General features: G+C 72.2%; 19 protein-coding genes and 1 riboswitch. Of the genes, 5 read left to right on the forward strand and 14 right to left on the reverse strand.

Features of this window, described 5'->3' with window-relative positions:
* Window positions 1-34 precede the first annotated feature (34 nt).
* Window positions 35-445: a hypothetical protein gene (locus AAH991_RS32025; RefSeq protein ID WP_346229660.1), complete on the forward strand. Its 411-nt coding sequence runs from the start codon at window positions 35-37 to the stop codon at window positions 443-445.
* Window positions 446-460: 15 nt separating this feature from the next.
* On the opposite strand, the gene AAH991_RS32030 is transcribed toward AAH991_RS32025, so the two are convergent.
* From AAH991_RS32030 to AAH991_RS32075, 10 genes are all read right to left on the reverse strand, one after another.
* Window positions 461-1,003 (reverse strand): hypothetical protein, encoded by a 543-nt coding sequence (locus AAH991_RS32030; RefSeq protein ID WP_346229661.1) that lies wholly within the window; start codon window positions 1,001-1,003, stop codon window positions 461-463.
* 91 nt (window positions 1,004-1,094) lie between these two features.
* A complete protein-coding gene (gene gcvP / locus AAH991_RS32035) occupies window positions 1,095-3,920 on the reverse strand; it encodes an aminomethyl-transferring glycine dehydrogenase (RefSeq protein WP_346229662.1) in 2,826 nt (941 codons plus the stop codon).
* 183 nt (window positions 3,921-4,103) lie between these two features.
* A riboswitch (glycine riboswitch) is annotated at window positions 4,104-4,196 on the reverse strand.
* A gap of 105 nt (window positions 4,197-4,301) precedes the next feature.
* The gene (locus AAH991_RS32040; RefSeq protein WP_182907002.1) at window positions 4,302-4,919 is read right to left on the reverse strand and encodes a MerR family transcriptional regulator; all 618 of its coding nucleotides are present in this window, start codon (window positions 4,917-4,919) and stop codon (window positions 4,302-4,304) included.
* Between the two features lie 155 nt (window positions 4,920-5,074).
* A complete protein-coding gene (locus AAH991_RS32045; protein ID WP_189179865.1) occupies window positions 5,075-5,545 on the reverse strand; it encodes a bifunctional nuclease family protein in 471 nt (156 codons plus the stop codon).
* A gap of 76 nt (window positions 5,546-5,621) precedes the next feature.
* A complete protein-coding gene (gene ftsR, locus AAH991_RS32050) occupies window positions 5,622-6,278 on the reverse strand; it encodes a transcriptional regulator FtsR (RefSeq protein ID WP_346229663.1) in 657 nt (218 codons plus the stop codon).
* Between the two features lie 19 nt (window positions 6,279-6,297).
* Window positions 6,298-6,801, reverse strand: a complete 504-nt coding sequence (locus tag AAH991_RS32055) for an FHA domain-containing protein (RefSeq protein WP_169984391.1) — start codon at window positions 6,799-6,801, stop codon at window positions 6,298-6,300.
* Window positions 6,802-6,941: 140 nt separating this feature from the next.
* Window positions 6,942-9,446, reverse strand: a complete 2,505-nt coding sequence (locus AAH991_RS32060) for a sugar phosphate nucleotidyltransferase (protein WP_346229664.1) — start codon at window positions 9,444-9,446, stop codon at window positions 6,942-6,944.
* A gap of 3 nt (window positions 9,447-9,449) precedes the next feature.
* Complete coding sequence (gene clsA, locus AAH991_RS32065) at window positions 9,450-10,016, reverse strand: cardiolipin synthase ClsA (protein WP_346229665.1); 567 nt, start codon at window positions 10,014-10,016, stop codon at window positions 9,450-9,452.
* A 10-nt stretch (window positions 10,017-10,026) separates the two neighbouring features.
* On the reverse strand, window positions 10,027-10,716 hold the full coding sequence (locus AAH991_RS32070) for a response regulator (RefSeq protein ID WP_346229666.1): 690 nt from the start codon (window positions 10,714-10,716) through the stop codon (window positions 10,027-10,029).
* Window positions 10,713-12,425: a sensor histidine kinase gene (locus tag AAH991_RS32075; protein WP_346229667.1), complete on the reverse strand. Its 1,713-nt coding sequence runs from the start codon at window positions 12,423-12,425 to the stop codon at window positions 10,713-10,715. Before AAH991_RS32075 ends, AAH991_RS32070 begins: the two co-directional genes overlap by 4 nt.
* A 151-nt stretch (window positions 12,426-12,576) precedes the next feature.
* Here AAH991_RS32075 and AAH991_RS32080 point away from each other — a divergent pair, with 151 nt between their 5' ends.
* Both AAH991_RS32080 and AAH991_RS32085 read left to right on the forward strand, forming a co-directional pair.
* Window positions 12,577-13,167 (forward strand): class I SAM-dependent methyltransferase, encoded by a 591-nt coding sequence (locus AAH991_RS32080; RefSeq protein ID WP_346229668.1) that lies wholly within the window; start codon window positions 12,577-12,579, stop codon window positions 13,165-13,167.
* Window positions 13,168-13,205: 38 nt separating this feature from the next.
* Window positions 13,206-14,387 carry an acyl-CoA dehydrogenase family protein gene (locus AAH991_RS32085; protein WP_346229669.1) on the forward strand — a complete coding sequence of 394 codons (1,182 nt, stop codon included), beginning with the start codon at window positions 13,206-13,208 and terminating at the stop codon, window positions 14,385-14,387.
* An 18-nt stretch (window positions 14,388-14,405) separates the two neighbouring features.
* On the opposite strand, the gene AAH991_RS32090 is transcribed toward AAH991_RS32085, so the two are convergent.
* From AAH991_RS32090 to AAH991_RS32100, 3 genes are read right to left on the reverse strand one after another with little or no spacing between them, the layout of a single operon-like run.
* Window positions 14,406-15,191: an enoyl-CoA hydratase/isomerase family protein gene (locus tag AAH991_RS32090; RefSeq protein WP_346229670.1), complete on the reverse strand. Its 786-nt coding sequence runs from the start codon at window positions 15,189-15,191 to the stop codon at window positions 14,406-14,408.
* The gene (locus AAH991_RS32095) at window positions 15,188-16,117 is read right to left on the reverse strand and encodes an alpha/beta hydrolase (protein WP_346229671.1); all 930 of its coding nucleotides are present in this window, start codon (window positions 16,115-16,117) and stop codon (window positions 15,188-15,190) included. Before AAH991_RS32095 ends, AAH991_RS32090 begins: the two co-directional genes overlap by 4 nt.
* A gap of 48 nt (window positions 16,118-16,165) precedes the next feature.
* Window positions 16,166-16,861 carry a gamma-glutamyl-gamma-aminobutyrate hydrolase family protein gene (locus tag AAH991_RS32100; protein ID WP_346229672.1) on the reverse strand — a complete coding sequence of 232 codons (696 nt, stop codon included), beginning with the start codon at window positions 16,859-16,861 and terminating at the stop codon, window positions 16,166-16,168.
* Between the two features lie 295 nt (window positions 16,862-17,156).
* Here AAH991_RS32100 and AAH991_RS32105 point away from each other — a divergent pair, with 295 nt between their 5' ends.
* Both AAH991_RS32105 and AAH991_RS32110 read left to right on the forward strand, forming a co-directional pair.
* Window positions 17,157-18,266 carry a globin domain-containing protein gene (locus AAH991_RS32105; protein WP_346229673.1) on the forward strand — a complete coding sequence of 370 codons (1,110 nt, stop codon included), beginning with the start codon at window positions 17,157-17,159 and terminating at the stop codon, window positions 18,264-18,266.
* An 80-nt stretch (window positions 18,267-18,346) separates the two neighbouring features.
* Window positions 18,347-19,423 carry a WD40/YVTN/BNR-like repeat-containing protein gene (locus AAH991_RS32110; RefSeq protein WP_346229674.1) on the forward strand — a complete coding sequence of 359 codons (1,077 nt, stop codon included), beginning with the start codon at window positions 18,347-18,349 and terminating at the stop codon, window positions 19,421-19,423.
* A 61-nt stretch (window positions 19,424-19,484) separates the two neighbouring features.
* On the opposite strand, the gene thyX is transcribed toward AAH991_RS32110, so the two are convergent.
* Complete coding sequence (gene thyX, locus AAH991_RS32115; protein ID WP_346229675.1) at window positions 19,485-20,267, reverse strand: FAD-dependent thymidylate synthase; 783 nt, start codon at window positions 20,265-20,267, stop codon at window positions 19,485-19,487.
* Window positions 20,268-20,303: the final 36 nt, after the last annotated feature.

Consider the following 20,303-nt stretch of genomic DNA (forward strand, 5'->3'; position numbering starts at 1 on the left):
GATGGCAGGCCCCCGAGGAAGGGGACAGAATGTCATGGTGCCGGACATCGCATCCCAGCAGCCGCCCGCGACCGGGCGCCCCGTCCCCCCGCCGTCCGTGGCGCCATCGACCCGTGAGGACCTGCGCGCCGTCATGGCGGCCCGCCGCGACCTCGGCCCGGATTACGAGGACGCGCTGGTCGACTCGTTCCTCGACAAGCTCGACGTGGAGATCGCCGCGCGGGTGCGTAACGAGGTGGCGGCCCACCTCAGCCGGCAGCCGCCCGGGAGTCAGCCCAGGCAGAAGGACAACGGGGTCGCGGTGGCCCTGGGATCGCTGGGCATCGGCATCCCCCTGACCACGATCGCGGGGGCCGCCGGTCACCTTCCCGGCATGGTCCTCGCCTGGGGCGGGATCATCGCGGTCAACGTCGCCTACGCCCTCGGCCGCCGCAACCAGCGCTGAGCCCCGCCCGGCGGATCAGGCCTCCACGACGCCTTCCATGACGGGGCGCACATCCCGCCCGAGGCGCAGCCGCACCTGCTCGGCGAGCGCCGGATCGGGGTGGTCGAGGCCGTAGCGCCACACGGTCTCCGCGTCGCCGTCGCGGCCGCGCAGCGGCAGCGTACGGGCCAGCAGTTCGATCGCGAGCGCGCCGGTGCCGGCGTCGGCCCCCTCCTGGCGGCTGTCCTCCACGGCCCCGGCGAACTGCGCGCACGCCATCTCCAGATGGGCCATGCCGAGCAGCACCCGCAGGCGCGCCGGGTCGGCCACCGCGCTGACCGACAGCGCCTCCAGCAGAATGTCGGCGGCCCGTTCGGGCTCGCCGTCCTCCAGCAGCCGCTCGGCCATCCGCTCGACCACGACGGACAGGCCCTCGCCGGCCTCGCCGCGGTCCGGCGCGGCCTCGTCCGCCGCGAGCTCCGCGAAGATCGCGGCCGCGCCGTCGAGGTCGCCGCCCTCGGCGAGCCGGCGCGCGTGGTCGAGCCGGTCGGACCGCCGCCCGGATTCGATGGCCGTCATACAGGGGCCTCGCATTGTCGCAGGTGATGAGGAACGATCACCGCGATCTTAACGAGACCGGCCGCCGGGCGGGGCCGACATACTCAACTGATCAGTCCTCGTACGCCTCGAGCGGCGGGCAGGAGCAGACGAGGTTGCGGTCGCCGTACGCCTGGTCGATCCGGCGCACCGGCGACCAGTACTTGTCGTCCCGCAGGCCGGGCACCGGGTAGGCCGCGACCGCCCGCGAGTACGGGTGGGTCCACTCGTCGGCGGTGAGGCACTCGGCCGTGTGCGGGGCGTTGCGCAGCGGGTTGTCGCTCTTGTCGAACTCGCCCGACGCCACCTTGGCGATCTCACCCCGGATGGCGATCATCGCGTCGGCGAAGCGGTCGAGCTCGGCCAGGTCCTCGCTCTCCGTCGGCTCGATCATGAGCGTCCCGGCGACGGGGAACGACATGGTCGGCGCGTGGAAACCGTAGTCGATCAGGCGCTTGGCCACGTCGTCGACGGTGACGCCGGTCTCCTTGGTGATCTGCCGCAGGTCGACGATGCACTCGTGGGCGACCAGGCCGTCCCTGCCGGTGTACAGCACCGGGTAGTGCGGCGCCAGCCGCCGGGCCAGGTAGTTGGCCGAGAGGATCGCCTGCTCGGTGGCCTGCCGCAGGCCGTCGCCGCCCATCATCCTGACGTACGCCCAGGAGATCGGCAGGATGCCCGCCGAGCCGTACGGCGCGGCCGACACGTGCGCCGGGAGGTGCTCGGCGAGGTGGGCCTTGACGGCCACCGGGCCGACGCCGGGCCCGCCGCCGCCGTGCGGGATGCAGAAGGTCTTGTGCAGGTTCAGGTGGGAGACGTCCGCGCCGAACTCGCCCAGCTTGGCCAGGCCCACCAGCGCGTTGAGGTTGGCGCCGTCGACGTAGACCTGCCCGCCGGCCTCGTGCACCCGCTCGCAGATCTCGACGATCGTCTCCTCGTACACGCCGTGCGTGGACGGGTAGGTCACCATGATCGCGGCGAGCGCGTCGCGGTGCTTGTCGATCTTGGCGGCGAGGTCGGCGAGGTCGACGTTGCCGCATCCGTCACAGGCCACCACGACCACCCGCATGCCCGCCATGACGGCGCTGGCGGCGTTGGTCCCGTGCGCGGAGGACGGGATGAGGCACACGTCACGGCCGCCCTCGCCCCTGGAGCGGTGGTAGGACCTGATCGCCAGCAGCCCGGCGAACTCGCCCTGGGAGCCCGCGTTCGGCTGGATGGACACCCGGTCGTAGCCGGTCACCTCGGCCAGCCAGCCCTCCAGCGTCGCGATCAGCTCGGCGTACCCCTCGGCCTGCCCGGCGGGCGCGAACGGGTGGATGGAGGCGAACTCCGGCCAGGTGATGGGCTCCATCTCGGTGGTCGCGTTGAGCTTCATCGTGCAGGAGCCCAGCGGGATCATCGAGCGGTCGAGCGCGATGTCCTTGTCCTGCAGGCGACGCAGGTAGCGCAGCATGGCCGTCTCGGACCGGTAGGCGTGGAACACCGGGTGGGTGAGGAAGTCCGAGGTCCGCTGCAGACCGGCGGGAACGGCGTCGGGCGTCACCCGGTCGAGGTCCTCCACCACGACCTGCCCGGCGCCGAACGCCTCCCACACGGCCCTCAGGTGACCGGTGGTGGTCTTCTCGTCGCAGGCGACGCCGACGTGGTCGTCGTCCGCGAGGCGCAGGTTCACTCCCCGCTCCGCGGCGGCGGCCACGACCTGGGCGGCCCGCCCGGGCACGCGGGCGAGCACGGTGTCGAAGAACTCGTCGTGGACGACCTCCACGCCGCCCTCGCGCAGGCCGGCGGCGAGGACGGCGGCGTGGCGGTGCACCCGCTGGGCGATCCTCCGCAGGCCGTCCGGGCCGTGGTAGACCGCGTACATGGACGCCATGACCGCGAGGAGGACCTGCGCGGTGCAGATGTTGCTGGTGGCCTTCTCGCGCCGGATGTGCTGCTCGCGGGTCTGCAGGGCGAGCCGGTAGGCCGTGCGGCCGTCGGCGTCCACCGAGACGCCGACCAGACGGCCCGGCATCTGCCGCTGCAGGCCCTCGCGGACCGCCATGTAGGCCGCGTGCGGACCGCCGTAGCCCAGCGGGACCCCGAAGCGCTGGGAGGAGCCGACGGCGATGTCGGCGCCCTGCTCCCCGGGGGGCTCCAGCAGGGTCAGCGCCAGCAGGTCGGCCGCGGCCACGAGCAGCGCCCCCCGGGCGTGGGCCCGCTCGGCGACCTCGCGGAAGGACGCCACCCGGCCGCCCGCCCCCGGATACTGCACGAGGACCCCGAAGCACTCGGGCAGCTCACCGGCGAGGTCGGACTCCACCAGCGTGATGCCGAGCGGCTCGGCGCGGGTCGCCAGCACGGCCTTGGTCTGCGGCAGCGCGTCGGCGTCCACCACGAACACGTCGGTCTTGACCTTGCTCGCCCGGCGGGCCAGGGTCATCGCCTCGGCCGCGGCGGTCGCCTCGTCCAGCAGGGACGCACCGGCGACGTCGAGGCCGGTGAGGTCGGACACGACCGTCTGGAAGTTCAGCAGCGCCTCCAGCCGCCCCTGCGAGATCTCCGGCTGGTACGGCGTGTACGCGGTGTACCAGCCCGGGTTCTCCAGCACGTTGCGCAGGACGACGCCCGGCGTGATCGTGTCGTGGTAGCCGAGGCCGATCATCGAGGTCAGCACCCGGTTGCGGCCCGCGAGGGCGCGCAGCTCGGCCAGGGCCTCGGCCTCCCCCACCGCCTCGGGCAGGTTCAGCGGACCGCGCGTGCGGATCGCCTCGGGCACGGCCACGGCGACCAGGTCGGCCACCGACTCGTAGCCGACGGCCTCGAGCATCCGGGCGCGGCCGGCCTCCGAGGGGCCGATGTGACGGGTCGCGAAGGGCGGAGCGGAAAGATCGCGGAGCGTGGACCGATCGGTCATGACAGGGGCCTCCTGGACGGGGTCGAGACCTGCGGCGACCGCCCGGCGCCCTGTGTGGCGCGGCCGGTCGTGAAGCGGTCTCCCCCTCTGTCATCGGACCTGAGAGCTTCACCGGGCCGTCGAGCCCGGCTTTCCCCTTCGGTGAGGCGCCGCCTGGCCGGCGGGCCTGCTTTTCAGAGTCGCCTCGTCCGTGCGGTACGGATGCCTGAGAGATTCCGGGGAGGTTTGCTCCTTCGGCGCCTCTGAACGTCCAGAGGTCTCTCCCGCACGAGGTCGTCGGCCTTGTCACTCTACCCGTTACGGGAGAGCCGACTCCCCTCGCTCCTTGCTTTGCCGATCACCAGGGACCGTCGATCACAGGGACCGTCGATCGCAGGGACCTCAGCCGGTCCTGCGGGCCTTTCTACGGCGGGCCAGCTCGTCCGCGGGATGGTCCCCCTCCGCATCCGGGGCGGGCTCCGCGCGCTCACCCGGAAGCTCGGCCAGCGATCCCTCGACCTCGCGCCAGACCCGGCCGAGCGCGATGCCGAACACGCCCTGACCGCCCTGCAGCAGGTCGATCACCTCGTCCGCGCTCGTGCACTCGTAAACGCTCACGCCGTCGCTCATCAAGGTGATCTGGGCCAGGTCGTTGACGCCGCGGTCGCGCAGATGCCGTACGGCGGTGCGTATCTGCTGGAGGGAGACCCCCGTGTCGAGAAGACGTTTGACGACCTTCAGGACGAGGATGTCGCGGAAGCTGTACAGTCGCTGGGACCCGGATCCCTGGGCGGCCCTTATCGTCGGGAGCACCAGTTCGGTCCGGGCCCAGTAGTCGAGCTGACGGTATGTGATCCCGGCCGCCGCACACGCCGTCGGCCCGCGGTATCCGATGCCCTGGGGCAGCGCCGTCGGCTGCTCGTCGAACAGCAGACCCTGTTCGCCGGCGCGCTCGCGCGCCGCCTGCCGAACCGGGTCGTGCTGGCCGGCCGACTTACCCTCGCCGCTGCTGACCGCCACTGCGGACCTCCGGCTTTCTCTCATCCCACGGTCTGATCTGGGGGTTCGTGAATTACAACCGTGGTTTCCCTTGCACCGTAGGACCGGGGCCATCGTCAGTCAACGACCCCGTCCGGCGCGTCGTGAAGCGTAATCTCCCGAAATCGTCCGGCACGTCAGCCCGCCCGGCCGAAGTCTTCCGGGGTGATTTTGTCCAGGAACTCGCGGAACTTCTCCACTTCGTCTTCCTGGTCGTCGGGCATGCTCACGCCCGCCTCCTGGATCACGTCCTCACTCGCGTAGATCGTCGCACCCGTACGCAACGCCAGCGCGATCGAGTCCGAAGGACGGGCGCTGACCTCCACGCCGTTGGAGAAGACCAGATCGGCGAAGAAGATTCCATCGCGGAGCGCGACGATGTTGACGGTGCGCAACCGCACCCCCAGGGCCTCAATGACGTCACGGAACAAGTCGTGGGTCAGCGGCCGGGGCGGGGGCTCCTCCGCCTGGGCCAGCGCGATAGCGGTCGCCTCGGTCATGCCTATCCAGATCGGAAGGTACCGATCGCCGCTCGTCTCCTTCAGGAGCACGATCGGCTGGTTGGTGGGCATCTCAACGCGAACCCCCACGACCTCCATCTGCAACACGGGCGGCTCCGTCTCAAGCGTCGCGGCATATCACCAGGCATTCAACGTAACACCCACGGAGGAGCGGATGTGCCGGTCACCGCCCCAGAACGCCGCGAACACTCCCACGCAGTAACGCATTGTGCACTTCCTGGAGAAGTCCGGAGATCTCCCGTGCGGTCTCGTCCGCCTCGGCGATCGCCCCCGGCGCCTTGCGCCGCAGCAGCGGGGCCACCGCCTGCTCGATCAGGCCGGCCTCCCGCTCCACCGCCGCGCGGACCGCTCTCAGGTGCCGCGCGCGCAGGCCGAACCGCGACAGCGCCCCCACGCTGCGCGCGATCTCCAGCGCCTCCCCGTCGTACCGGCGCGCCACGGGGGCGACCAGGCCGAAGCTCTCCATCTCGGCCAGGGTCTCCTCGTCGATGCCCGCGGCCTCGATGAGCTCCTCCCGGCTGAGACGCACGGGCGGCACCCCGTCGGAGACGGCGTGCGGACGGGCCGCCTGCTCGTCCAGCTGGTCCTTGATGACCCGCAGCGGCAGGTACTGGTCGCGCTGCGCCCGCAGGATGTACCGCAGGCGCTCGACGTCGGTGTAGGTGAACTTGCGGTACCCCGACGGGCTCCGCTGGGGCTCGATCAGCCCCTCACCCTCCAGAAACCGGATCTTGGAGACGGTCACGTCCGGGAACTCGCCCTGAAGCAGGGCGAGCACTTCCCCGATGCTCATGAACGCCCGTACGGCCTGCGCGCTCATGACTCCTCCTCCTCAGCGATCACAGCCCTCCGGGACCACGCGTGAGGAACACCAGCCGGAACTTGCCGATCTGCACCTCGTCTCCGCCCTGCAGCGGCGACTCCTCGATGCGCTCCCGGTTGACGTAGGTGCCGTTCAGGCTGCCCACGTCACGCACGGTGAACTGGCCCCCGCGCCGGTAGAACTCCACGTGCCTCCTGGACACGGTCACATCGTCCAGGAAAATGTCGCTTTCCGGGTGGCGACCCGCCGTAGTGAGGTCGCTGTCGAGCAGAAAACGGCTGCCGGCGTTCGGGCCCCGCATGACCACCAGGAGAGCCGTGCCGGGGGGCAGCTGGTCGACCGCCGACCTGTCCGGCAGAAGCGTCTGGCCCGTCTCCGCCTCGAGCGCCTCGAGCGAGATCGTCGAGGTCGTGTCGGCCGCGACGGGCGCGGGAGCGCTCAGCGGCGAACCGCATCGTGAACAGAAACGGGCATCCTCGGGGTTGGCATGACCGCACTGCGTGCAGTAGACGCTGGGCATCGAACGGCTCGGCCTCTCTCACGACTTGCTCTAGGACTAGCTCAAACTGCGAATGCCGCAACTTACGCTGATCAGGCACAAAGGTCAAGACCGCGGCTGGGCGCGGACTGACCAACGCTACAGCCAGCGGCGGTTCAATGTCATCTAGCTCCGGCCGCTTGTTCGACGACGTGGGCCCAGCGTTCCAGGAGTGCCTGGGCCGTGTCCATGTCGTGGCCCTCGGCCCACAGGTGGGTGACGGCCTCGGCGGGGTCGGGCAGGACGAGCGCCCAGCTCCCGTCGTCCTCCACGACGCGGACGCCGTCGGTGGTGTCGAGGCGGTGGCCCTCGGCCGCCTCGACGACCGAGCGCATCACCGCGCCCTTGTGCGCCCAGGGTGTCGGAACGGTCCGCTTGAGCAGCTTGGCCTCCGGGATCCGGGCGTCGATCTGGCTGAGCGACAGCCGGGTGCGCGCGACCAGGCCGAGCAGCCGCAGGAACACCGCGAGGCCGTCCACGGTGGGCGCGAACTCCGGGACGATGAAGCCTCCCCTGCCGTCGCCGGCGAAGATCGTGTCCGGGTGCCGGGCCGCGTGCGTCAGCGTGTCGAGGCTCGTGGCCGTCCAGTCGACCTGCACGCCGTGGAAGCGGCACACCATCTCCGCCACCCGCGTCGTGGTGACCGGCAGGGCCACCCGCCCGCCCCGGCGCTCGGCCGCCACCAGGTCGAGCACCACGAGCAGCGCGCGCTCCTCGCTGATGAGCTGGCCCATCTCGTCCACCAGGGAGACCCGCTCCCCCACCGGGTCGAACCGCACGCCGAAGGCGGCCCGCGCCGAGGCCACCAGCTCCGCCAGGCGCTGCAGATCACGGCGGCGCTCGGCCAGCGTCTCGGTGGGCGAGGCGTCGTCGAGGCGGTTGTTCACGGTCAGCACGTCGACCCCGGCCCGGCCCAGCAGGCTCGGCAGCACGAGCGAGGAGGTGCCGCCCGCGCAGTCGACCACGACCTTCATCTCCGTGTCCTTCACGCCGGACATGTCGATGCAGGCCAGCAGCTCCCGGGCGTAGGTGTCCACGGCGCGGGCCGGGAAGGTCAGCTCGGCGATCTCGCCGGGGAAGGCCCGGCGGTACTCCTGCCGGGAGAAGACCCGCTCCAGCTTGCGCTGGGCCGCCTGGGACAGGTCGGCCCCCGTCTCGTCCATGAAGACGATGTCGACGCTCTGGGGATCGCCCGCCGTGGTGCGTACGGCGATGCCGCCCCGGACGTTCTCGCGGGAGGTGTTGAACCGGGCGACCGGCAGGGCGGCGGCCTCCAGGTCGACCACGTTGATCGCGCTGGAGTTCAGCGCGCTGATCACCGCCCGCTTGAGCGCCCGCGCCGCGCGTGAGGCGTCGCGGGAGGTGACGACCGTGTCGCCCTTGTGCAGCGTCGTGGCGTACGCGCTGGCCAGCCGTACGCACAGCTCCGGGGTGATCTCGACGTTGACCAGCCCGGAGACGCCGCGGGGGCCGAACAGGCTGCGCTGGCCGCGCGACTCCCAGATGACGCTGGTGTTGACGACCGTGCCCGCCTCGATCGTCTTGAACGGATAGATCTTCACGCCGGAGGAGACGTACGCCTCGGCCTCGATGACGCACTCGTCGCCGACGACCGCGTTCTCCTCGATCCTGGCGCCGGTCATCACGTCGGTGTTCTTGCCGATCACGCAGCCGCGCAGGTGGGCGGCGGGGCCGACGTACACGTTGTCGCTGACCACCGCGCGGTGGAGGAAGGCGCCCTCCTTCACGACCGCGTTGCTGCCGAGCACGGTGTACTCCCGCAGCTCGGCGCCGGCCTCGACCTTGGCGTAGTCGCCGATGTACAGAGGGCCCTTGAGCACGGCCTCGGGGTCCACCGACGCGCCCTCGGCGGCCCACACGCCCGGGGCCAGTTCGAAGGCGTCGAAGTCGACCTTGACCTTGCCCTCCAGCACGTCGGCCTGGGCCTTGAGGTAGCTCTCGTGCGTGCCGACGTCCTCCCAGTAGCCCTCGGCCACGTACCCGAACAGGCGGCAGCCGCGGTCGAGCAGCCTGGGGAAGATGTCGGACGACCAGTCGACCGACTGGCCGGGGGCGATCTCGTCGAGGACCGACGGCTCCATGACGTAGATGCCGGTGTTGACCGTGTCGGAGAACACCTGGCCCCAGGTGGGCTTCTCCAGGAAGCGCTGGATGCGGCCGTTCTCGTCCACGATGATGATCCCGAACTCCAGCGGGTTGGGCACGCGCTTGAGCCCGATGGTGACCAGCGCCCGGTTCTCGCGGTGGAAGCGGAGCATGTCGGTCAGGTCGATGTCGGTGAGCGCGTCGCCGGAGATGACCAGGAACCGGTCGTCGCGGAGCTTGTCTGCGGCGTTCTTCACGCTGCCGGCCGTGCCGAGCGGGACCTCCTCGGTGGCGTAGTGGAGGGTCATGCCCAGTTCGTCGCCGTCGCCGAAGTAGTTGCGGATCAGGGCGGCCAGGAACTGCACGGTGACCACGGTCTCGGTGAACCCGTGCCGCTTCAGCAGCCGGAGCACGTGTTCCATGATCGGCCGGTTGATGATGGGGAGCAGGGGCTTGGGCTGGTTGGCGGTCATCGGCCGCAGCCGTGTCCCCTCCCCGCCCGCCATGACGACGGCCTTCACGGGTCACCCCTTCGTTAGCTGGCGCACCTGTACGACATACAACACCCCCGCCCACCAATACAGACCAGTTCCCCAGATGGCGAAGGCCCATCCGAAGATCGCGGCAATCTCGGCGTACCAGCCCGCGTGAGAGGCGAGGAACAGCAGCGGGAAGGCGTACATCAGGGCGGCGGTGCCCGCTTTGCCGAGGAAGTGGACGGGCAGGGCCGGGCCGTACCCGTGCCGCCGCAGCAGGGGCGGGATCCACAGCATCAGCACGTCGCGCAGCGGCACCGCGAGCGCCAGCCACCAGGGGACCACGTCCCGCAGGACCAGGCCGACCAGGGTGGCGAGGATGTAGAGGCGGTCGGCGAGCGGGTCGATGAGCCGGCCGAGCCGGCTGATCTGGTTCCAGGCGCGGGCGAGCTTGCCGTCGAGCCAGTCGCTGAAGCCCGCGAGCGCCAGCAGCGCGATGGCCCATCCGTCGGCGTGGGGACCCAGCACGAGCCAGAGGAAGACGGGGACGCCGAGCAGCCGCAGGGCGCTCAGCAGGTTGGGCACCGTCCAGATCCGGTCCTCGGCAGCGTTCACGCCCCAGACCCTACATGCCGCCCTCGCTGCCGCTTCGCGGAGGATCAACGGGGTTGAACCCCGTGTCGACCAAGCCGAACCGGTGCGCCAGCACCGCCGCCTGGGTGCGGTTGCGCAGCCCCAGCTTCTCGATGAGCGCGGCGACATGGCTCTTGACCGTCGTGACGCCCACGTGCAGCCGCTCGGCGATCTCGGCGTTGGACAGGCCCACCCCGACCAGGGTGAGCACCTGCGCCTCGCGCTCGGTGACCCCGGGCGGCAGCGGCGCCGCCTGACGCTCGGCGGCCAGGGCCCGTTCGACGACGCGCCGCAGCACGGACGGCGCGAGCGGGGGCTCCCCCGCCGCGGCCCGCCGTACGGACTCGACCATGCGGGCGGGCGGGTCGTCCTTGACCAGGAACCCGAGCGCGCCCGCGCCCAGGGCGGCGTAGAGGTTCGCGTCCTCGGAGAACGTGGTGAGCACGACGATCCGGGCGGACGGCTGGGCCGCGAGGATCCTGCGGGTGGCCTCCAGGCCGTCGACGCGCGGCATCCGCAGGTCCATCAGCACGACGTCGGGGCGGTGCCGCTCGGTCAGCCGTACGGCCTCGGCCCCGTCGGCGGCCTCCCCGCACACCTCCATGTCCCCGGCCGCCTCCAGCATCATCCGGACGCCGGCGCGCACCAGGGCCTGGTCGTCGGCGACCACGACGCGGATCACGCGAACCTCCCCACCTTGCGGCACGCCGATCGGCCCTCGCGCGGGACGGGCAGCGAGGCGGTCAGGCGCCAGCCGCCGTCCCCGGCCGGCCCCGCGGTGACGTGCCCGCCGAAGGCGCGGGCGCGCTCCCGCATGCCCGCGATGCCCTGGCCGTGGGACGGCAGCGTCTCGGTGGGAGGGCAGGTGCCGGGGCCGTTGCGCACCTCCACCGTCAGCGCGTCCGGGCCCATCGCCACGCTGACCTCCGCGCGGGCTCCCGGCCCCGCGTGTTTGAGCACGTTCGTCAGTCCCTCCTGGACGATCCTCGCCGCCGACGCCCGCACCACCAGCGGGGCCCGCTCCGCCTCGGCCGACAGGCGCAGGTCCACCAGCAGGCCGGCCGCCGACACCCGGGCCACGGCGTCGCGCAGCACGTCGTCCGGGTCGGCGAGCATGTCGGCGAGCGCGAGATCGGCGCCCTCATCCGGGCCGAAACCGGGGTCGGGGGACTCGCCCGGGTCGCGCAGCACCGCCAGCAGGCCGCGCAGGTCCTCCAGCACACGGTGGCCGGTGTCCCTGATGTCGGCCAGCGCCTCGGCGGCCGGTCCGCTCGCCCCGGCGTACTGCGCCGCGCTCGCCCGCAGCACCATGGCCCCAACGTGGTGGGCCACGATGTCGTGGACGTCCCTGGCGATCCGCTCCCGCTCGGCGAGCCGGCCCGCCCTGGCCCGCTCCGCGGCGAGCTCGGCGGCGTGCCTGGCCTGGGCCTGGCGCACGCCCACGTAGCGGCCGATCGCCACGGGGGCGGTCACCATCGTCATCAGCGCGACCACCCGGAAGGGCGTGATGTCGGCGGGGTCGTCCACGACCACGACCGCGGCGACCGAGCAGGTCAGCGCGTACGCCGCGGCCAGCCACGGCCAGGCGGCGCGGGTCGCGAAGACGCCGAGGGCCACCAGGGTGAGCAGTTGCAGGCTGCTGCCGGTCCCCGGCGCGTATTGGTCGGCCAGGAGCAGCGCGCCGCTCTCCAGCAGCAGGACCGCCCCGGGCAGGTGCCGTACGACGCCCAGCGCGAGCCCGGCGAGCATCACCCCGAGCGCGACCGCCCACACGGGCACCGCGCCGCCGTGCCAGTAGGGCCAGGTGGTGAGCACCGACAGCGCGACCCCGCCGCCCGCGAGCAGCAGGTCGAGCAGCGGCGCGGGGTCCTCCTTGCGGCGTCCCTCCTGGCCGCGCAGGTAGCGGCCGATCAGCACGGGAGCCGCGATCAGTCCGGTGGAGTAGAACCAGGTGTTGCCCGTGAGGGCGATGCCGGGGTCGGCGAGGTTCACCGCCGTCGCGGCGGAGGCGAGCACGGCCGCCGGTGCCGTCCGGCGCCAGCCGCGCGACCGGGCCAGCACGCCCACCGAGATCGGCAGCAGGACCTGCAGGGTGTTGACGGTGAACGCGCCGAGCTGGTCGCAGATCACCAGCAGCGCGGACAGGTAGACGGCCACCGGCCCGGGCCACCGGCGCAGCAGGCCCATCGGCAGCCCGGCCAGCAGCGCGAACCCCATGCCCACCCACACGGTGACGGAGCCACCCGCGTCGCCGGAGAAACCCCAGGAACCGGCGCTGACGAGCACGTCGAGCCCGGTCCCGCACACCGCCAGCCCGATGTCGAGGGCCGCCCCGCGCGGGAACGCCAAGGGCCTGCCGGTCAGGATCGGGCGCGTCGGGGGCCACCGCATGAGGGAACGCTACCGCCCGCCCGCGCGGTGCCCGGTCCTCCACCCGGAGGACCCCCCTCCTCCTTCTGGCCGGTGCCGCCCCGCCGACCGGTCGCCATGTCGGTCCGGACGGCGGGCGGCCGGGCCGCGACCGCGGGCCTAGCGTCGCGGCATGACCAGCGAATCAGCGATCCTCTTCGGGCAGTTCCTGCGCTCCCCCGCCGCGACCGGGGCGGTCGCGCCCAGCTCACGGCGGTTGTCGGAGGCGGTGTGCGTGCCGGTGCCGGAGCGCGGCGACCCCGTCGTGGTCGAGCTGGGGCCGGGCACCGGTCCCTTCACGGCCGAGATCCAGCGCCGGCTCGGCGGACGGGGACGGCACCTGGCGGTCGAGATCAATGCGCGGCTGGCCGGCCGTCTCGCGGCCCGCTATCCGAAGGTCGAGCTCGTGGTCGACGACGCCGCGCGGCTGCCGGAGCTGCTCGCGGGCCGGGGCGTGGCCGCCGCCGACGTGATCGTGAGCGGGCTGCCCTGGGCGGCGTTTGCCCCGGCCCACCAGGCGGGCCTGCTGCGCGCGGTGGTCGCCTCGCTCGCGCCCGGGGGCGCGTTCACCACGTTCTCCTACGTCCATGCCCGCGCCCTGCCCGCGGCCCTGCGGTTCCGCCGCGGGCTGGGCCGCGCGTTCGAGGAGGTGGTGGCCGGGCGCACGGTGTGGCGGAACCTGCCCCCCGCCTTCGTCTACCACGCCCGGCGTCCGCGCCGATGATCTCGCGGCCCGCCGAATGGCGTTCTAGAGTGGCGGGCATGGACTTCACGCTGCCGGAGAGCGCGCAGGCGGTGCGCCGGGGCATCGCGGACATCTGCTCGCGCTACGACATGGACTACTGGCAGCGCTGCGAGGCGGACAAGCGCTGGCCGGAGGAGGTCTGGGCCGATCTGGCCAAGGGCGGCTGGCTCGGTCTCGCCGTGCCCGAGGAGTACGGCGGAGGCGGACAGGGCCTGCTGGAGCTGGCCGTGGCCACCGAGACCCTGTCGGCCTCCGGTTCCGCAGGCGGCTCGGCGTTCATGTACGTGCTGACGCCGGGGTTCGGGGCGCTCACGCTGGCCAGGCACGGCACGGCCGAGCAGAAGGCCGCGCTGCTGCCGAAGCTGGCCACGGGCGAGATCGAGACCTGCTTCGCGCTGACCGAGCCCGACGCCGGGTCCAACTCCCTGGCGATCTCGACCTTCGCCCGCAGGGACGGCGACGACTTCGTCGTCAACGGCCAGAAGATCTGGATCACCGGGGTGCAGCGGGCCGCCTGGATGCTGCTCGTCACCCGGACGATCCCGGCGGCGGAGGCGAAACCGCGGACGGACGGGCTGACGGTGTTCCTCGTGAACGTGCCCGAGGCCGTGGCGGCGGGGCGGCTGTCCTACCGGCCGATCCCGAAGATGGGCGCGAACACCACGCCGTCCAACATGGTCTTCGTCGACGACCTGCGACTGCCCGCCTCCAGCGTGCTCGGCGAGGTGGACCGGGGCGTGGCCGTGCTCTGGGACGTGCTGAACCCGGAGCGCATCCTGCTGGCGGCCAGTGCGCTCGGCGGCGCCGAGGTGGCGCTGCGGGTGGGCGTGGACTACGCGAGGCAGCGGGAGGTCTTCGGCCGCCCCATCGGGGCCAACCAGGCCATCGCGTTCCCGCTGGCGCAGGTCAAGGCCAAGATCGAGCTGGCCAGGCTGATGCTGTACAAGGCCGCCTGGTCGTTCGACAACGGGCTGCCCTGCGGCACCGAGGCCAACATCGCCAAGCTGACGGCCTCGCAGGCCGCGTGGGAGGCCGCCGACGCCGCGTTCCAGACCCACGGCGGCATGGCGTACTCGCTGGAGTACCCCGTCGCGCGGCTGCTCGCCGACGCGAGGATCGGCAGGGTCGCGCCGGTGACCGAGGAACTGCTGCTCAACTATCTGGCCACGCAGGTGCTCGGCCTGCCGAGGAGCTTCTGACGCTCGCGCGGGAGCGGATCAGGACCGGAACCGGGGCGGGCGCTTGTCGCGCAGGGCTCTGACGCCCTCGGCCGCGTCCGGGCCGGTGAACCCGAGGAACTCCATGGCCAGCGAGGCGTCGAACGACGGCCCCGCCATGCGCAGCCAGTTGTTCAGCGCGTGTTTGGTGAGGCGGATCGCCTCGGCCGAGCCGGCGGCCAGCCGGGTCGCGATCTCCAGCGCCCTGTCGTGGACCCGGTCGTCGTCGACGCACAGGCTCACCAGGCCCATCGCCTCTGCCTGCTCGCCGGTGACCGGCTCGCACAGCAAAAGGTGATACTTCGCCTTGGCCATCCCGCAGAGCAGCGGCCAGATGATCGCGGCGTGGTCGCCCGCCGCGACGCCGAGCCGGGTGTGCCCGTCGATGATCCGGGCCGTCCGCCCGGCGACCGAGATGTCGGCCAGCAGCGCGACGGCGAGCCCCGCGCCCACCGCCGGCCCCTGGATCGCGGAGACGACCGGTTTGGAGCAGTTGAGCACGTTGTAGACGATGTCGCGGGCCTCGGCGAAGACCTCCAGGCGCGTGGCGTGGTCGCGGATCATCTCCTCGATCATCGACAGGTCGCCGCCCGCCGAGAACGCCTCGCCCTCCCCGCGCACGATCACCGCCCTGACCTCGTCGTCGCGGTCCACATCGCGCCAGATCTCGGCCAGCTCGCGGTGACCGGTGCGGTCAACGGCGTTGCGCCGGGACGGCTCGCTGATCACGATTCGCAGCACGCCGTCGGCCGCCCACTCGGTGCGCAGCTTCTCGTACTCCCTCACGACGCGGCTCCCATAGCGTCCCTGAGCCGGGCCGCGAGGAGATCGCGGCCCTCCAGCGCCTGGTCGAAGAACCCGGGCAGGCCGAGGAAGCCGTGCAGGGCGCCCTCGAAGCAGCGGTACTCCACGGGGACGCCCGCCCCGGCGAGCGCCCGCGCGTAGGCCGCGCCCTCCTCGCACAGCGGGTCGCACTCCGCCGTGATCACGGTCGCGGGCACCAGGCCCGACTTGTCCAGCAGGTGCAGCGGCGCGAGCCGGGGGTCGCGGGGGTCGGCGCCGCCCGCGTACTGCTCGATGAACCACCGCATCTCCGCGGCGTCGAGCCCGAACCCCTTCGCGTACGTCACATAGCTGGGCGTGTCGGTCGAGACGTCGACGACCGGGTAGATCAGCGCCTGGTGGACGAGGCGCAGCCCGGCGTCCCTGGCCAGCCAGGCCGCCACCGCCGCGAGGTTGCCTCCGGCGCTGTCGCCGACGACCGCCACCCTGCGGGGGTCCGCGCCATAGCGGGCGGGACGGGCGTGCACGTCGCGGACCACGGCGAAGGCGTCCTCGGCGGCCGCGGGGAACGGGTGCTCGGGCGCGAGGCGGTAGTCCACCGAGACGACGACCGCTCCGGTCCGGTGGGCGAGGTCGCGGGCGAGGGCGTCGTTGCGCTCGACGCTGCCGAAGACCCAGCCGCCGCCGTGGAAGTACACGAGCACCGGCAGCGGACGCCCGTCCGGCTCCGGGCGGTAGATCCGGACCGGCACCCCGGCCGCCGTCTCGTCCCTGACCTCCGGCAGGGCAATCCTCGGCCCGCGCTGCGCGGCCATGCCGTCCACAGACCTCATCCGGGCGATCTGCTCACGGGTGAGGGAGGCGATGTCGACGCCGAGATCCGAGGGGAACCGCGTGAGGTAGGCCTCAGCCTGGGGATGCAACGCCATGCCCCGCACAGTAACAGCGCCCGCCGGCGGCCACTGCCGCACCGATGATCAGGGGCGGGCCGCGTCCACCAGCGCCTCGACGAGGCGGTTGTCCTGGCCGCGCTCGGGGTGCCACTGGACGCCGACCGCGAACCGGTGCCCCTGCAACTCGACGGCCTCGACGATCTGGTCGTCCGCCCAGGCCACCGCGATCAGGCCGGTGCCGAGCCGCCGGACGCCCCGGCGGTGCGCGCCGGTGACCTCGGCGCGGTCGCCCACGGCCTTGCCGAGCCTGCTCGACACGCTGACCGTGACCACGTGCGCGGCGCTCTCGTGGCGGTCGTGGCCGACGGCCTCCCGCAGCGACGTGATCAGCGTGCCGCCCTGGGCGACGTTGAGCACGTGCATCCCCCGCGAGATCGCCAGCAGCGGCACGTCCGCCTCCACCGCCGCCTGCGCCAGCGCCGTCTCGAACCGGTCGCGCTGGGGCTGCGGTCCGCCGAGCCCGTCGTCCGGTTCGTCGGTGGGGACCTCGCCGTACAGCGCGGGGTCGACCTCGCCGCCCCCCGCGAGGACGACCGCGTCCAGGCGGCGGACGTAATCTCCGGCGGACACCGGGCTCAGCGGCGGCAGCAGGACCGGCGCACCGCCCGCCTTCTCCACCGCGCGCGCGTACGCACGGGGCGAGACCGCCGCCTCACGGACCCATGTCCCCCAGCGCGCGGCCTCGAGGTAGGTGGTGATGCCGACGATGGGACGCGCCATGGGCCATCTCCTGGGGTGTGCGAGCAGGCAGGCCCATCATGGCGCAGATCTTTCCTCTGTTGGCCGATTTTCACACGAGTCACACCAGTCACAGCGTGAGCGTCACGATAAATAACGAAGTGTTCACAGTCGGTTGCCTTGCGGGGAATCGGTTGTGGCGCCCGGGACCGAGTGGAACACTCCCCGTTGAGCGATCGGTCGAGCCGGGGCCGCCGGCGCTCGTCACCCGGAGCCGTCAGGGAGGTGGATCGACAGACCGGAGCACGATTCCGGTCCCTAGGGTGGGACACAACTGATGCCGCTGAATCCGCGCCTCGTCAAGGAGAGCTTCTCGGTCGTCGAACCCGTCGCCGGGAAGGCCGCGGGGTACTTCTACGGACGACTGTTCACCCACTGCCCGCACATGCGGGGGATGTTCCCGCCGGGCATGGAGGTGCAGCGCGACCGGCTCTTCAACGCGCTCACCAGGGTCGTCTGGATGCTCGACAGCCCCGAGGGGCTGGCGTCCTATCTCGCCCAGCTCGGGCGGGACCATCGCAAGTACGGCGTGTCCCCCGAGCACTACACCGCCGTGGGCAGCGCCCTTCTCGCCACCATCAGGCATTTCGCCGCCGACATCTGGACCGACGAGATCGAGGCCGCCTGGACCGAGGCGTACGCCATGGCGGCGAAGATCATGATCGACGCCGCCGCCGCGGAGACGACCCCGCCCTGGTGGCTGGCCGAGGTGACCGACCACGAGCAGCGCACCCGGGACATCTCGGTGCTCACGCTGCGGCCCTCGCAGCCGATGGACTTCGTCCCCGGCCAGTACGTCACGGTCCAGACGGCCAGGTGGCCCCGGGTGTGGCGGCGGTTCTCCATCGCGAACGCGCCCCGCCCCGACGGCACGCTGCGCCTGCACGTGCGCGCCGTGCCGGGCGGCTGGGTGAGCACGGCGCTGGTCCGCCACACCCGCGTCGGCGACCAGCTCCTGCTGGGCCCGCCCGTGGGCACGATGACGCCGCCCGAGTCCGACCGGGACATCCTCTGCGTCGCGGGAGGCACCGGTCTCGCGCCGATCAAGGCCGTCGTCGAGCACGTCATCGCCTCCGGCGACCGCCCGAACATCCACCTGCTGTTCGGCGCCCGCCACGCGCGAGACCTGTACGACATGCCGGACCTGGCGAGGATGGAGGCCGCCTTCCCCTGGCTGCGGGTGATCCCGGTGGTCTCCGACGACCCCGGCTTCGACGGGATGCGCGGGCGGCTCCCCGACGTGGTCGACAGGTTTCACTCCTGGGCCGACCACGAGACGTACGTCTGCGGCCCGCCCGCGATGGTGAACGAGACCGTACGGCGCCTCCAGTGCTCGGGGGTGCCGCTGTCACGGATCCACCGCGACCCGGTCCAGAGCACCGCTTGACCGGAACCGCGAGCGGACAGGAGGGCTTCCTGGCAGGATCGAATCGAAAACACGATCGAAACCGGCACATGGGAGGACCAATGACCGCACTGCTCGCCATCGGCACCCGAAAGGGACTGTTCCTCGCGCGCTCCTCGGAGGGCGGGACATTCGAGGTCGAGCCCGTGCGGTTCTCCACGATCGGGATCCACTCGGTCGCGATCGACACCCGCGGGAGCACGCCCCGCCTCCTCGCCGGCATCGAGTACGGCCACTTCGGCCCGTCGGTGATGTGGTCCGACGACCTCGGCGAGACGTGGCAGGAGGCGTCGGCCCCGCCGGTCGCCTTCCCCGAGCGCACGGGGGCCGCGCTGGCCCGGGTGTGGCAACTCCAGCCGTCGCCGGCCGAGCCGGACGTCGTCTGGGCGGGCGCCGAGCCCGCCGCGCTGTTCCGGTCGAAGGACCGCGGGGCGACCTACACCCTGGTCGACGGCCTCTGGGACCACCCCACCCGGCCCCGGTGGCAGCCCGGCGGCGGTGGCCTGTGCCTCCACACGGTGATCCCCCACCCCAGCGACCCGCGGCGTATCGGCGTCGCCGCCTCCGCCGTCGGGTTCTTCCGCAGCGACGACGCGGGGGCCACCTGGCGGCCGTCCAACAAGAACATCCGCGCCCCCTTCCTCCCGGAGGGCGCGCAGTATCCCGAGTTCGGGCAGTGCGTGCACAAGGTGGCGCAGCATCCCGCCGAGCCCGAGCGGCTCTACCTTCAGCATCACTTCGGGGTCTACCGGTCCGACGACTTCGGCGACTCCTGGACGGAGATCGGGTCCGGCCTGCCCTCCGACTTCGGGTTCCCGATCGCCGTGGACCCGGACGACCCCGACAGGCTGTACGTCTTCCCGCTGCACGGCGACGTCGACCGGACGCCGCTCGGCCACCGCTACCAGGTGTTCCGCAGCGACGACGCCGGAGCCACCTGGCAGGGCTACTCCACCGGGCTGCCCGAGGGCCCGCTGCACGCCTCGGTGCTCAGGGACGCGATGTGCGCCGGGCCCGCCGGGGTGTTCTTCGGCACCCGGGACGGCGAGGTGTACGGCTCGGCCGACGCGGGCGAGAGCTGGTCGCTGATCGCCCGCCACCTGCCCGACGTGCTGTGCGTGCGGGCCGCCGTCCTCTGACCCGCCGGCGCCGCCCCGCGGCCGCCCTCTCCGGGCGACCGCGGCGGGCGGCCGCGGCGGCTCAGACCTTGCGGTATCCGGGGACCCAGGCGCCGTCCTCGACCACGTAGTCGCCGAACAGCGCCGGGGCCTCCTCCCGCATGATCTCTCCGATCCGGCCGAAGACGACGCGGATCTCCTCCTCGGCGCCGGCGGCCGTACGGGCCTCGATCGTGTGCCGCAGGGTGCGCACGTTGGCCGTCCAGACCAGACCGGTCGCGACGCCCTCGGGGGCGAAGCGGCGCATGAACGAGGTGCGGTGCTTCTTCTCCGCGAACGGCACGCCGTCCTCGTCCAGCCCGAAGTGGGCCGCCATCCAGCTCTGGAACTCCTCCATGCGGTCGAGCATCTCGGTCGCCCGCTTCATCAGCTCGGCGTCCTCGCGCGCCCACTCGGGGAACCAGAACGGGATGTCGCTCAGCCGGACGAACCGCAGCGACTCCTGCGAGATCGCCACCCCGGGCCGGTGCCGCACCAGCTCGTGGGTGAACACCCGCGAGACGTTGTGCAGCACGAAGCTGAAGCTGATGTGCTCGAGCACGCTGCCGTGCGCGGACGCGAGGATGTTGCGCAGGTACGCCTCCTGGTCGGTGCGCACCCTCGTGACGTTCGGGTTCAGCCCCGGCTCGAACGACCGGTAGCACAGCCGCCCGGCGAACTCGGCGAGGTTCTGGGCGTCGAACTCGCCGCGCTCCAGCCGCTCCAGCCAGCTCTCCCCGCCGATCTCCTGGAGGTAGCGGGCCAGCTCGTCGTAGTCGACGGACGGTTTGGCGACGAGGAAGACCTCGGGCTCGACGCTGCGCATTCACTATCCCCGTGACGTTCGGTGCCGGTTGTGACC

The organism is Microbispora sp. ZYX-F-249 (assembly GCF_039649665.1).
Lineage (GTDB): Bacteria > Actinomycetota > Actinomycetes > Streptosporangiales > Streptosporangiaceae > Microbispora > Microbispora maris.

Excerpts from the sequence above, each read along its gene's own strand:
- AAH991_RS32110 (WP_346229674.1), top strand. The coding sequence starts at position 18,347 with ATGACCGCACTGCTCGCCATCGGCACCCGAAAGGGACTGTTCCTCGCG.
- AAH991_RS32055 (WP_169984391.1), bottom strand. The coding sequence starts at position 6,801 with ATGCCCAGCGTCTACTGCACGCAGTGCGGTCATGCCAACCCCGAGGAT.
- AAH991_RS32105 (WP_346229673.1), top strand. The coding sequence starts at position 17,157 with ATGCCGCTGAATCCGCGCCTCGTCAAGGAGAGCTTCTCGGTCGTCGAA.
- ftsR (WP_346229663.1), bottom strand. The coding sequence starts at position 6,278 with ATGAGCGCGCAGGCCGTACGGGCGTTCATGAGCATCGGGGAAGTGCTC.
- AAH991_RS32095 (WP_346229671.1), bottom strand. The coding sequence starts at position 16,117 with ATGGCGTTGCATCCCCAGGCTGAGGCCTACCTCACGCGGTTCCCCTCG.
- AAH991_RS32030 (WP_346229661.1), bottom strand. The coding sequence starts at position 1,003 with ATGACGGCCATCGAATCCGGGCGGCGGTCCGACCGGCTCGACCACGCG.
- AAH991_RS32025 (WP_346229660.1), top strand. The coding sequence starts at position 35 with ATGGTGCCGGACATCGCATCCCAGCAGCCGCCCGCGACCGGGCGCCCC.
- AAH991_RS32075 (WP_346229667.1), bottom strand. The coding sequence starts at position 12,425 with ATGCGGTGGCCCCCGACGCGCCCGATCCTGACCGGCAGGCCCTTGGCG.
- AAH991_RS32100 (WP_346229672.1), bottom strand. The coding sequence starts at position 16,861 with ATGGCGCGTCCCATCGTCGGCATCACCACCTACCTCGAGGCCGCGCGC.
- thyX (WP_346229675.1), bottom strand. The coding sequence starts at position 20,267 with ATGCGCAGCGTCGAGCCCGAGGTCTTCCTCGTCGCCAAACCGTCCGTC.
- gcvP (WP_346229662.1), bottom strand. The coding sequence starts at position 3,920 with ATGACCGATCGGTCCACGCTCCGCGATCTTTCCGCTCCGCCCTTCGCG.
- AAH991_RS32080 (WP_346229668.1), top strand. The coding sequence starts at position 12,577 with ATGACCAGCGAATCAGCGATCCTCTTCGGGCAGTTCCTGCGCTCCCCC.
- AAH991_RS32085 (WP_346229669.1), top strand. The coding sequence starts at position 13,206 with ATGGACTTCACGCTGCCGGAGAGCGCGCAGGCGGTGCGCCGGGGCATC.